Below are 13,390 nucleotides of genomic sequence, written 5' to 3'. Positions count from 1 at the left end.
ATAATCCGATGACGACATTATTGAATGTCGTCATCGGTTTTTTTACGTAAATAATGAAAAATAAGTAATTATTTTGAATTCCATGATAAAATGATAATACCTTATTTTGAAGCAAGAAATAGTGGAGAGGTGTTCATTCTGTGGAAACTATACATGTTCCAATTTCAGAGCTAGGTGTTGGCAAGGTAATTTCTGAAGATATATTTGCTAATACACAGTATCCGATTATTTTCAAAGATACAATGATTTCTTATGTACACTTGCAAGTTTTTCATGCATTTAATATTTTCACCGTCCCCGTTTATAAAAGTGAAAATGATATGCGTGTAGAAAAGAATGAAAGTGATGTCGAAGTTATAATAGAAGAACTTCCGACTTTTAGGAAAATCTATAATCATTCTGTTGAACAGTTTAAAAAAGAATTTAAAAACTGGGAAGCGGGCGCCAAGGTAGATATTGCAAAGGCCAGAACAATTATTTTACCTTTAGTAGAGATGGTACTAGAAGATCGTACTATTATTTTTGATTTAAATGAGTATTCAAATCCAAAAGACTACCTGTATCATCATTGTGTAGCAACTGGTCTGATTGCCTCAGTTATTGCTCAAAAACTTGGTTATGATAGAGGAACCACTATTCAAGTAGCCATCGGTGGTTTATTGGCTGATTGTGGTATGGCTAAAGTACATCCTCGTATCAGGGATAAGAAGACACCATTAACAGAGCAAGAATATGATGAGATATATAAACACCCGATTTATAGCCATAATATGGTGAAAGATTTGACCATTTTAAAAGAAACGATGAAAGAAGCGATCTTCCAACATCATGAACGTTTAAATGGTAGTGGATATCCGAGGAACGAAAAGATCGCCAATATTTCTATATTTGCACAAATCATTGCTGTTGCAGATGTTTTTCATGCTATGACATGTGAACGAGTATATAGAACGAAACAATCTTCATTTAAAGTAATTGAAATGATTAATGAATCTGAGTTTGGTAAATTTGATATTAAAGTAGTACGTGCATTAATTGATATTGTTGCAGATCTTCCGATAGGTACAATTGTAGAGCTTTCTAATTTAGAACGTGGGGAAGTAATGTTTGTAAATAAATTTGCCCCAACACGACCACTTATTAAATTAATTCATTCAGGGGAAATTTTTGATTTAGGGAAAAATCGCAGTTTTTATATTTCACGTATCATAACTAATTTATAGATAGACGGGCAAACTATATTATGTGGTTTGCCTTTTTTATTAGGTAAGAGATGTACTCTACGCAAGTGCTAATATAATTTTTTCTTAACAAACACTTCGCAATAATAGTAATCAATTAAATAGTGAGCATTTTAACCATAATTGTTTTTTGAAACATTTATATATTGTATTAAAATATTTTTGGAGAAACTGTTGACTTTGTTTTGGAATCTTGATATTATAAATGAGTCGCCAAGAGGTGACAACGAAATAAACAAAATGAACCTTGAAAACTGAACAAGCAAAACGTAATCAATAAAGTTTTAAGTAGCTAGCTTTTGCTAGTGAACGAAACAATAATTTTGGACATCAAACATGATGCCAGCAAAACAATTTGAGCTAATCAAATTTCTTTTATGGAGAGTTTGATCCTGGCTCAGGACGAACGCTGGCGGCGTGCCTAATACATGCAAGTCGAGCGAACAGAAAAGGAGCTTGCTCCTTTGACGTTAGCGGCGGACGGGTGAGTAACACGTGGGCAACCTACCYTATAGTTTGGGATAACTCCGGGAAACCGGGGCTAATACCGAATAATCTCTTTTACTGAATAGTGAGAGRCTGAGAGAGGGTGKCGGCTGTGGCTATAGGATGGGCCCGCGGCGCATTAGCTAGTTGGTGAGGTAACGGCTCACCAAGGCGACGATGCGTAGCCGACCTGAGAGGGTGATCGGCCACACTGGGACTGAGACACGGCCCAGACTCCTACGGGAGGCAGCAGTAGGGAATCTTCCACAATGGGCGAAAGCCTGATGGAGCAACGCCGCGTGAGTGAAGAAGGTTTTCGGATCGTAAAACTCTGTTGTAAGGGAAGAACAAGTACAGTAGTAACTGGCTGTACCTTGACGGTACCTTATTAGAAAGCCACGGCTAACTACGTGCCAGCAGCCGCGGTAATACGTAGGTGGCAAGCGTTGTCCGGAATTATTGGGCGTAAAGCGCGCGCAGGCGGTCCTTTAAGTCTGATGTGAAAGCCCACGGCTCAACCGTGGAGGGTCATTGGAAACTGGGGGACTTGAGTGCAGAAGAGGAAAGTGGAATTCCAAGTGTAGCGGTGAAATGCGTAGAGATTTGGAGGAACACCAGTGGCGAAGGCGACTTTCTGGTCTGTAACTGACGCTGAGGCGCGAAAGCGTGGGGAGCAAACAGGATTAGATACCCTGGTAGTCCACGCCGTAAACGATGAGTGCTAAGTGTTAGGGGGTTTCCGCCCCTTAGTGCTGCAGCTAACGCATTAAGCACTCCGCCTGGGGAGTACGGTCGCAAGACTGAAACTCAAAGGAATTGACGGGGGCCCGCACAAGCGGTGGAGCATGTGGTTTAATTCGAAGCAACGCGAAGAACCTTACCAGGTCTTGACATCCCGTTGACCACTGTAGAGATATAGTTTCCCCTTCGGGGGCAACGGTGACAGGTGGTGCATGGTTGTCGTCAGCTCGTGTCGTGAGATGTTGGGTTAAGTCCCGCAACGAGCGCAACCCTTGATCTTAGTTGCCATCATTTAGTTGGGCACTCTAAGGTGACTGCCGGTGACAAACCGGAGGAAGGTGGGGATGACGTCAAATCATCATGCCCCTTATGACCTGGGCTACACACGTGCTACAATGGACGATACAAACGGTTGCCAACTCGCGAGAGGGAGCTAATCCGATAAAGTCGTTCTCAGTTCGGATTGTAGGCTGCAACTCGCCTACATGAAGCCGGAATCGCTAGTAATCGCGGATCAGCATGCCGCGGTGAATACGTTCCCGGGCCTTGTACACACCGCCCGTCACACCACGAGAGTTTGTAACACCCGAAGTCGGTGAGGTAACCTTTTGGAGCCAGCCGCCGAAGGTGGGATAGATGATTGGGGTGAAGTCGTAACAAGGTAGCCGTATCGGAAGGTGCGGCTGGATCACCTCCTTTCTAAGGATTATTTCGGAATACAAACCTTAGGATTGTAAGATTACGTTTTGCGTTCAGTTTTGAAGGTTTATGAAATTTAATAAAACTTCCAAGAGGGCCTATAGCTCAGCTGGTTAGAGCGCACGCCTGATAAGCGTGAGGTCGATGGTTCGAGTCCATTTAGGCCCACCATATATACCTCTTGGGGCCTTAGCTCAGCTGGGAGAGCGCCTGCCTTGCACGCAGGAGGTCAGCGGTTCGATCCCGCTAGGCTCCACCATTTTTTTGTTCTTTGAAAACTGGATAAAACGACATTGAAATTGTAACAAACACATTTATTTTTTAAGTTTTTTATAGGCTTAATAACTTGGTTAAGTTATTAAGGGCGCACGGCGAATGCCTTGGCACTAGGAGCCGAAGAAGGACGGCACTAACACCGATATGCTTCGGGGAGCTGTAAGTGAGCTTTGATCCGGAGATTTCCGAATGGGGGAACCCACTACGTTTAATCGCGTAGTATCTTGACGTGAATACATAGCGTCTTGAAGGCAGACCCAGGGAACTGAAACATCTAAGTACCTGGAGGAAGAGAAAGAAAAATCGATTCCCTGAGTAGCGGCGAGCGAAACGGGAAGAGCCCAAACCAAGAGGCTTGCCTCTTGGGGTTGTAGGACACKCAMTACGCATTTACAAAAGAGCGASTTAGATGAAGCGACGTGGAAMGGTCCKGCAGAGAAGATAAAAGCCCAGTAATCGAAAATTCATGMCCTACTGAGTGGAWCCTGAGTACGGCGGAACACGTGAAATTCCGTCGGAATCCGGGAGGACCATCTCCCAAGGCTAAATACTACCTAGTGACCGATAGTGAACCAGTACCGTGAGGGAAAGGTGAAAAGCACCCCGGAAGGGGAGTGAAAGAGATCCTGAAACCGTGTGCCTACAAGTAGTTAGAGCCCGTTAATGGGTGATAGCGTGCCTTTTGTAGAATGAACCGGCGAGTTACGATTACGTGCAAGGTTAAGCTTTAGAAGGCGGAGCCGCAGCGAAAGCGAGTCTGAATAGGGCGAATTAGTACGTGGTCGTAGACCCGAAACCAGGTGATCTACCCATGTCCAGGGTGAAGGTGAGGTAACACTTACTGGAGGCCCGAACCCACGCACGTTGAAAAGTGCGGGGATGAGGTGTGGGTAGCGGAGAAATTCCAATCGAACTTGGAGATAGCTGGTTCTCTCCGAAATAGCTTTAGGGCTAGCCTCGTGATGAGAATACTGGAGGTAGAGCACTGTTTGGACTAGGGGGCCATCCCGGTTTACCGAATTCAGACAAACTCCGAATGCCAGATATTTATACACGGGAGTCAGACTGCGAGTGATAAGATCCGTAGTCAAAAGGGAAACAGCCCAGACCACCAGCTAAGGTCCCAAAGTAATCGTTAAGTGGAAAAGGATGTGGCGTTGCACAGACAACCAGGATGTTGGCTTAGAAGCAGCCATCATTTAAAGAGTGCGTAATAGCTCACTGGTCGAGTGACGCTGCGCCGAAAATGTATCGGGGCTAAACGATTCACCGAAGCTGTGGATTGACATCTACGATGTCAGTGGTAGGAGAGCGTTCTAAGTGCGTTGAAATCAGATCGGAAGGACTGGTGGAGCGCTTAGAAGTGAGAATGCCGGTATGAGTAGCGAAAGACGGGTGAGAATCCCGTCCACCGTATGACTAAGGTTTCCTGAGGAAGGCTCGTCCGCTCAGGGTTAGTCGGGACCTAAGCCGAGGCCGATAGGCGTAGGCGATGGACAACAGGTTGATATTCCTGTACCACCTCCTCACCGTTTGAGAAATGGGGGGACSCAGTAGGATAGGGTAACTNCYGAKTCGAAAGACKGAAAACGAGTAGTAAGGCGTGTGTGTAGGCAAATCCGCACACTGTAACGTTGAGCTGTGATGGCGAGTCCGTATGGACGAAGTTCCTGATTTCACACTGCCAAGAAAAGCCTCTATCGAGGTGAGAGGTGCCCGTACCGCAAACCGACACAGGTAGTCGAGGAGAGAATCCTAAGGTGTGCGAGAGAACTCTCGTTAAGGAACTCGGCAAAATGACCCCGTAACTTCGGGAGAAGGGGTGCTCTTGAGCGTGCAAGCGCATGAGAGCCGCAGTGAATAGGCCCAGGCGACTGTTTAGCAAAAACACAGGTCTCTGCAAAACCGTAAGGTGACGTATAGGGGCTGACGCCTGCCCGGTGCTGGAAGGTTAAGAGGAGTGGTTAGCGCAAGCGAAGCTGCGAATTGAAGCCCCAGTAAACGGCGGCCGTAACTATAACGGTCCTAAGGTAGCGAAATTCCTTGTCGGGTAAGTTCCGACCCGCACGAAAGGCGTAACGATCTGGGCACTGTCTCAACGAGAGACTCGGTGAAATTATAGTACCTGTGAAGATGCAGGTTACCCGCGACAGGACGGAAAGACCCCGTGGAGCTTTACTGTAGCCTGATATTGAATTTTGGTACAACTTGTACAGGATAGGTAGGAGCCAGAGATCTCGGAGCGCCAGCTTCGAAGGAGGCGTCGGTGGGATACTACCCTGGTTGTATTGAAATTCTAACCCATGCCCCTTAGCGGGGCAGGAGACAGTGTCAGGCGGACAGTTTGACTGGGGCGGTCGCCTCCTAAAAGGTAACGGAGGCGCCCAAAGGTTCCCTCAGAATGGTTGGAAATCATTCGTAGAGTGTAAAGGCACAAGGGAGCTTGACTGCGAGACCTACAAGTCGAGCAGGGTCGAAAGACGGGCTTAGTGATCCGGTGGTTCCGCATGGAAGGGCCATCGCTCAACGGATAAAAGCTACCCCGGGGATAACAGGCTTATCTCCCCCAAGAGTCCACATCGACGGGGAGGTTTGGCACCTCGATGTCGGCTCATCGCATCCTGGGGCTGTAGTCGGTCCCAAGGGTTGGGCTGTTCGCCCATTAAAGCGGTACGCGAGCTGGGTTCAGAACGTCGTGAGACAGTTCGGTCCCTATCCGTCGTGGGCGTAGGAAATTTGAGAGGAGCTGTCCTTAGTACGAGAGGACCGGGATGGACACACCGCTGGTGTACCAGTTGTCTTGCCAAAGGCATCGCTGGGTAGCTATGTGTGGACGGGATAAGTGCTGAAAGCATCTAAGCATGAAGCCCCCCTCAAGATGAGATTTCCCATTACGCAAGTAAGTAAGATCCCTCAAAGACGATGAGGTAGATAGGTTCGAGGTGGAAGTGTGGTGACACATGGAGCTGACGAATACTAATCGATCGAGGACTTAACCAAAAACGTTTGAAACATTCAATGCACCGTTTATCCAGTTTTGAAAGAATAAATCTTTCAATTAAATAAAAAGTCTAGTGATGATGGCAAAGAGGTCACACCCGTTCCCATACCGAACACGGAAGTTAAGCTCTTTAGCGCCGATGGTAGTTGGGGGCTTCCCCCTGTGAGAGTAGGACGTCGCTAGGCAAATAAAACAGTCAGCTGTGCGCTGACTGTTTTTTTATTGTATATTTTAAAAAAACCTTGCTATGCGAGGGGTTCCAAAGAGCTTCTAGCTATGGACAAGAAAAAAACAGCCGAGCAATCAGGTATGTTGGTGAGTATTCGAGCAAAAATAATTGTTTCATCTTTTGTGGTTTATTTGAAAGGGAAGAGTAGCTTAATATTCGATCGGCATGCCAACCTGAATACAAATATGGAAACAGGAAGTTTTGAGTGTGTCTTTTGACACGGACCAGTACTCCAGCGTTTCACGCGAGAGCAAACCACCAGTCTAACTTGGTTCTGATTCATTGTAATCTTAGCAAGATATAGAAGGGGTTAGTAAGCTATTAACTAAGTCGGCTAAAATTTTCAAGCCTTCAGTGAAAGAATAAAATTAGAAGTTATGAAAACCCCAGCATTTGTGGATAGCTAAACATTCTGTAACTTTTTTTAAAATTAAATAATATCAATCACCATCAGTACGTTCTTATAAGACATAGTTAATATAGATAAGGGCTGTGATTTAAATTAAATATTGTTGGGGGCTTAGGCCCTTTATTTTTGTTGTTAAAAATATGTTCTACACTAAAAATTTCCGGAACTAAAATTATTGTTGAAACTACATTAGCATTTAAGTAGCTTTTTACATTTCTTAGAATAACGATGTTTCGCCGCATATTCTTATATGATACTGTAATCGAATTTTAGCTAGACACTTGGTTAAAGTTTGCTGCTATGTACATAAGTATCGTCAATAAAGTAGAAAATTTAGTTCTATTCGTCATTCTTCATCCTTATACTATAAAGATTACATCAAAAAGGAGAGGAAATTTTGTGGATTGATGGCGTGTTTTCTGGTGGCGGTTTGAAGGGCTTTGCCTTAGTAGGGGCATATCAAGTATTAGAAGCTGAACATTTTCGATTTAAACGTGTAGCTGGTACAAGTGCAGGTGCCATTTTAGCTGCCTTTATTGCTGCGGGTTATAGTGGAAAAGAGATAGAGATGATGCTAGAAGAGTTAGATGTTCCTTCATTACTTGATCCAAGAAGAACAATTTTCCCTTTTCCTTTTATGAAATGGGTAAATGTTTATAATCATTTAGGTCTCTATAAAGGAAAGGCGTTAGAAAAATGGTTTTTCCAAAAGCTAGCTGCAAAAGGAGTATATACTTTTGGTGATCTGCCTAAAGATTCTCTTAAATTAGTAGCTTCAGATTTAACGAATGGTAGAATGATTGTTTTACCAGATGATTTGCATAAATATCAAATTGAAGCAAAGAATTTTTCAGTAGCTTGTGCGTTACGCATGAGTTGCGGTATACCTTTTTTCTTTGAACCAGTTACATTAAAGACTGGGAAGGGTGAATCGGTTATAGTGGATGGTGGTGTTTTAAGTAATTTTCCACTATGGATATTCGATGATAAAGAAGGTCGGAAAGTACGTCCGATTTTAGGTCTGAAACTGAGTAGAAGAAGAGAAGAACAATGTCCTCAAGAAATTAAGAATGGTCTAAATTTATTTGAGGCACTATTTTCAACTATGAAAGATGCACATGATGAAAGGTATATATCAAGACGACACGAAAGAGACATTATTTTTATTCCTGTAGAAGATTATAGTGCAACCCAATTTGATTTAAATGAAGAAACAAAAGAAACTCTATTAGAAATAGGAAGAAACCGTACAATTCAATTTTTACGAAATTGGCCAAGATTGAGGTTATAATTTTTAAAAAAAATAATTATAAAACTATTGACCAATGACAAATAGGGTGTTATTATATAAAAGTTGCTGTTGAGATATGCAGCTACTAAAATATAAAATAAAATAACTGTTTGACATTAAATATAAAACATGTTATTATATAAAAGTTAACTCTTTCAGAAGAGTAAACGAAATGAACCTTGAAAACTGAACAAGCAAAACGTAATCAATAAAGTTTTAAGTAGCTAGTTTTGCTAGTGAACGAAACACAATTTTGGACATCAAACATGATGCCAGCAAAACAATTTGAGCTAATCAAATTTCTTTTATGGAGAGTTTGATCCTGGCTCAGGACGAACGCTGGCGGCGTGCCTAATACATGCAAGTCGAGCGAACAGAAAAGGAGCTTGCTCCTTTGACGTTAGCGGCGGACGGGTGAGTAACACGTGGGCAACCTACCCTATAGTTTGGGATAACTCCGGGAAACCGGGGCTAATACCGAATAATCTCTTTTGCTTCATGGTGAAAGACGGAAAGACGGTTTCGGCTGTCGCTATAGGATGGGCCCGCGGCGCATTAGCTAGTTGGTGAGGTAACGGCTCACCAAGGCGACGATGCGTAGCCGACCTGAGAGGGTGATCGGCCACACTGGGACTGAGACACGGCCCAGACTCCTACGGGAGGCAGCAGTAGGGAATCTTCCACAATGGGCGAAAGCCTGATGGAGCAACGCCGCGTGAGTGAAGAAGGTTTTCGGATCGTAAAACTCTGTTGTAAGGGAAGAACAAGTACAGTAGTAACTGGCTGTACCTTGACGGTACCTTATTAGAAAGCCACGGCTAACTACGTGCCAGCAGCCGCGGTAATACGTAGGTGGCAAGCGTTGTCCGGAATTATTGGGCGTAAAGCGCGCGCAGGCGGTCCTTTAAGTCTGATGTGAAAGCCCACGGCTCAACCGTGGAGGGTCATTGGAAACTGGGGGACTTGAGTGCAGAAGAGGAAAGTGGAATTCCAAGTGTAGCGGTGAAATGCGTAGAGATTTGGAGGAACACCAGTGGCGAAGGCGACTTTCTGGTCTGTAACTGACGCTGAGGCGCGAAAGCGTGGGGAGCAAACAGGATTAGATACCCTGGTAGTCCACGCCGTAAACGATGAGTGCTAAGTGTTAGGGGGTTTCCGCCCCTTAGTGCTGCAGCTAACGCATTAAGCACTCCGCCTGGGGAGTACGGTCGCAAGACTGAAACTCAAAGGAATTGACGGGGGCCCGCACAAGCGGTGGAGCATGTGGTTTAATTCGAAGCAACGCGAAGAACCTTACCAGGTCTTGACATCCCGTTGACCACTGTAGAGATATAGTTTCCCCTTCGGGGGCAACGGTGACAGGTGGTGCATGGTTGTCGTCAGCTCGTGTCGTGAGATGTTGGGTTAAGTCCCGCAACGAGCGCAACCCTTGATCTTAGTTGCCATCATTTAGTTGGGCACTCTAAGGTGACTGCCGGTGACAAACCGGAGGAAGGTGGGGATGACGTCAAATCATCATGCCCCTTATGACCTGGGCTACACACGTGCTACAATGGACGATACAAACGGTTGCCAACTCGCGAGAGGGAGCTAATCCGATAAAGTCGTTCTCAGTTCGGATTGTAGGCTGCAACTCGCCTACATGAAGCCGGAATCGCTAGTAATCGCGGATCAGCATGCCGCGGTGAATACGTTCCCGGGCCTTGTACACACCGCCCGTCACACCACGAGAGTTTGTAACACCCGAAGTCGGTGAGGTAACCTTTTGGAGCCAGCCGCCGAAGGTGGGATAGATGATTGGGGTGAAGTCGTAACAAGGTAGCCGTATCGGAAGGTGCGGCTGGATCACCTCCTTTCTAAGGATTATTTCGGAATACAAACCTTGGGTTTGTAAGATTACGTTTTGCGTTCAGTTTTGAAGGTTCATTCTATCTGAATGAAACACTTCAAAACTTGTTCTTTGAAAACTGGATAAAACGACATTGAAATTGTAACAAACACATTTATTTTTTAAGTTTTTTATAGGCTTAATAACTTGGTTAAGTTATTAAGGGCGCACGGCGAATGCCTTGGCACTAGGAGCCGAAGAAGGACGGCACTAACACCGATATGCTTCGGGGAGCTGTAAGTGAGCTTTGATCCGGAGATTTCCGAATGGGGGAACCCACTACGTTTAATCGCGTAGTATCTTGACGTGAATACATAGCGTCTTGAAGGCAGACCCAGGGAACTGAAACATCTAAGTACCTGGAGGAAGAGAAAGAAAAATCGATTCCCTGAGTAGCGGCGAGCGAAACGGGAAGAGCCCAAACCAAGAGGCTTGCCTCTTGGGGTTGTAGGACACTCTATACGGAGTTACAAAAGAGCGAGTTAGATGAAGCGACTTGGAAAGGTCCGCCAGAGCAGGTAAAAGCCCTGTAGTCGAAAGTTCGTTCTCTCCTGAGTGGATCCTGAGTACGGCGGAACACGTGAAATTCCGTCGGAATCCGGGAGGACCATCTCCCAAGGCTAAATACTACCTAGTGACCGATAGTGAACCAGTACCGTGAGGGAAAGGTGAAAAGCACCCCGGAAGGGGAGTGAAAGAGATCCTGAAACCGTGTGCCTACAAGTAGTTAGAGCCCGTTAATGGGTGATAGCGTGCCTTTTGTAGAATGAACCGGCGAGTTACGATTACGTGCGAGGTTAAGCTTTAGAAGGCGGAGCCGCAGCGAAAGCGAGTCTGAATAGGGCGAAATAGTACGTGGTCGTAGACCCGAAACCAGGTGATCTACCCATGTCCAGGGTGAAGGTGAGGTAACACTTACTGGAGGCCCGAACCCACGCACGTTGAAAAGTGCGGGGATGAGGTGTGGGTAGCGGAGAAATTCCAATCGAACTTGGAGATAGCTGGTTCTCTCCGAAATAGCTTTAGGGCTAGCCTCGTGATGAGAATACTGGAGGTAGAGCACTGTTTGGACTAGGGGGCCATCCCGGTTTACCGAATTCAGACAAACTCCGAATGCCAGATATTTATACACGGGAGTCAGACTGCGAGTGATAAGATCCGTAGTCAAAAGGGAAACAGCCCAGACCACCAGCTAAGGTCCCAAAGTAATCGTTAAGTGGAAAAGGATGTGGCGTTGCACAGACAACCAGGATGTTGGCTTAGAAGCAGCCATCATTTAAAGAGTGCGTAATAGCTCACTGGTCGAGTGACGCTGCGCCGAAAATGTATCGGGGCTAAACGATTCACCGAAGCTGTGGATTGACATCTACGATGTCAGTGGTAGGAGAGCGTTCTAAGTGCGTTGAAGTCAGATCGGAAGGACTGGTGGAGCGCTTAGAAGTGAGAATGCCGGTATGAGTAGCGAAAGACGGGTGAGAATCCCGTCCACCGTATGACTAAGGTTTCCTGAGGAAGGCTCGTCCGCTCAGGGTTAGTCGGGACCTAAGCCGAGGCCGATAGGCGTAGGCGATGGACAACAGGTTGATATTCCTGTACCACCTCCTCACCGTTTGAGAAATGGGGGGACGCAGTAGGATAGCGTAAGCGCACCWTWAGTAGTACTCGTCCAAGYAGTAAGGCGTGTGTGTAGGCAAATCCGCACACTGTAACGTTGAGCTGTGATGGCGAGTCCGTATGGACGAAGTTCCTGATTTCACACTGCCAAGAAAAGCCTCTATCGAGGTGAGAGGTGCCCGTACCGCAAACCGACACAGGTAGTCGAGGAGAGAATCCTAAGGTGTGCGAGAGAACTCTCGTTAAGGAACTCGGCAAAATGACCCCGTAACTTCGGGAGAAGGGGTGCTCTTGAGCGTGCAAGCGCATGAGAGCCGCAGTGAATAGGCCCAGGCGACTGTTTAGCAAAAACACAGGTCTCTGCAAAACCGTAAGGTGACGTATAGGGGCTGACGCCTGCCCGGTGCTGGAAGGTTAAGAGGAGTGGTTAGCGCAAGCGAAGCTGCGAATTGAAGCCCCAGTAAACGGCGGCCGTAACTATAACGGTCCTAAGGTAGCGAAATTCCTTGTCGGGTAAGTTCCGACCCGCACGAAAGGCGTAACGATCTGGGCACTGTCTCAACGAGAGACTCGGTGAAATTATAGTACCTGTGAAGATGCAGGTTACCCGCGACAGGACGGAAAGACCCCGTGGAGCTTTACTGTAGCCTGATATTGAATTTTGGTACAACTTGTACAGGATAGGTAGGAGCCAGAGATCTCGGAGCGCCAGCTTCGAAGGAGGCGTCGGTGGGATACTACCCTGGTTGTATTGAAATTCTAACCCATGCCCCTTAGCGGGGCAGGAGACAGTGTCAGGCGGACAGTTTGACTGGGGCGGTCGCCTCCTAAAAGGTAACGGAGGCGCCCAAAGGTTCCCTCAGAATGGTTGGAAATCATTCGTAGAGTGTAAAGGCACAAGGGAGCTTGACTGCGAGACCTACAAGTCGAGCAGGGTCGAAAGACGGGCTTAGTGATCCGGTGGTTCCGCATGGAAGGGCCATCGCTCAACGGATAAAAGCTACCCCGGGGATAACAGGCTTATCTCCCCCAAGAGTCCACATCGACGGGGAGGTTTGGCACCTCGATGTCGGCTCATCGCATCCTGGGGCTGTAGTCGGTCCCAAGGGTTGGGCTGTTCGCCCATTAAAGCGGTACGCGAGCTGGGTTCAGAACGTCGTGAGACAGTTCGGTCCCTATCCGTCGTGGGCGTAGGAAATTTGAGAGGAGCTGTCCTTAGTACGAGAGGACCGGGATGGACACACCGCTGGTGTACCAGTTGTCTTGCCAAAGGCATCGCTGGGTAGCTATGTGTGGACGGGATAAGTGCTGAAAGCATCTAAGCATGAAGCCCCCCTCAAGATGAGATTTCCCATTACGCAAGTAAGTAAGATCCCTCAAAGACGATGAGGTAGATAGGTTCGAGGTGGAAGTGTGGTGACACATGGAGCTGACGAATACTAATCGATCGAGGACTTAACCAAAAACGTTTGAAACATTCAATGCACCGTTTATCCAGTTTTGAAAGAATAAATC

General features: G+C 46.4%; 2 protein-coding genes, 2 tRNA genes, 5 rRNA genes and 1 pseudogene. All 10 read left to right on the top strand.

Features of this window, described 5'->3' with window-relative positions:
• The first annotated feature begins 140 nt into the window (after positions 1-140).
• The 10 genes and pseudogenes from ACHZEU_RS13565 to ACHZEU_RS13520 all read left to right on the top strand — a co-directional run bounded on the left by ACHZEU_RS13565 (position 141) and on the right by ACHZEU_RS13520 (position 13,338).
• The gene (locus tag ACHZEU_RS13565) at positions 141-1,223 is read left to right on the top strand and encodes an HD-GYP domain-containing protein (RefSeq protein ID WP_103117219.1); all 1,083 of its coding nucleotides are present in this window, start codon (positions 141-143) and stop codon (positions 1,221-1,223) included.
• Between the two features lie 392 nt (positions 1,224-1,615).
• Positions 1,616-3,167: ribosomal RNA gene (locus ACHZEU_RS13560) — 16S ribosomal RNA — on the top strand.
• A 94-nt stretch (positions 3,168-3,261) separates the two neighbouring features.
• Positions 3,262-3,338: transfer RNA gene (locus ACHZEU_RS13555), tRNA-Ile, on the top strand.
• A gap of 12 nt (positions 3,339-3,350) precedes the next feature.
• Positions 3,351-3,426 (top strand) — tRNA-Ala (locus ACHZEU_RS13550).
• 89 nt (positions 3,427-3,515) lie between these two features.
• Positions 3,516-6,443 (top strand): 23S ribosomal RNA (locus ACHZEU_RS13545).
• A gap of 70 nt (positions 6,444-6,513) precedes the next feature.
• Positions 6,514-6,629, top strand: a 5S ribosomal RNA gene (gene rrf / locus ACHZEU_RS13540).
• The 16S, 23S and 5S rRNA genes sit together here with 2 tRNA genes alongside, the layout of an rRNA operon.
• 121 nt (positions 6,630-6,750) lie before the next feature.
• A pseudogene (locus ACHZEU_RS13535) lies at positions 6,751-6,875 on the top strand (IS200/IS605 family transposase); the annotation flags it as partial.
• A gap of 604 nt (positions 6,876-7,479) precedes the next feature.
• Positions 7,480-8,373, top strand: coding sequence for a patatin-like phospholipase family protein (locus tag ACHZEU_RS13530; protein ID WP_048395942.1), 894 nt, complete (start codon positions 7,480-7,482; stop codon positions 8,371-8,373).
• A gap of 304 nt (positions 8,374-8,677) precedes the next feature.
• Positions 8,678-10,229, top strand: a 16S ribosomal RNA gene (locus ACHZEU_RS13525).
• A gap of 181 nt (positions 10,230-10,410) precedes the next feature.
• A 23S ribosomal RNA gene (locus tag ACHZEU_RS13520) occupies positions 10,411-13,338 on the top strand.
• The last annotated feature ends 52 nt before the right edge of the window (positions 13,339-13,390 follow it).

The sequence above is a fragment of the Lysinibacillus sp. S1 genome, from assembly GCF_044986265.1.
Lineage (GTDB): Bacteria > Bacillota > Bacilli > Bacillales_A > Planococcaceae > Lysinibacillus > Lysinibacillus capsici.
The sequence above is the reverse complement of the archived record's forward strand: the minus strand, read 5'-3'. Positions and strand labels throughout refer to the sequence as shown.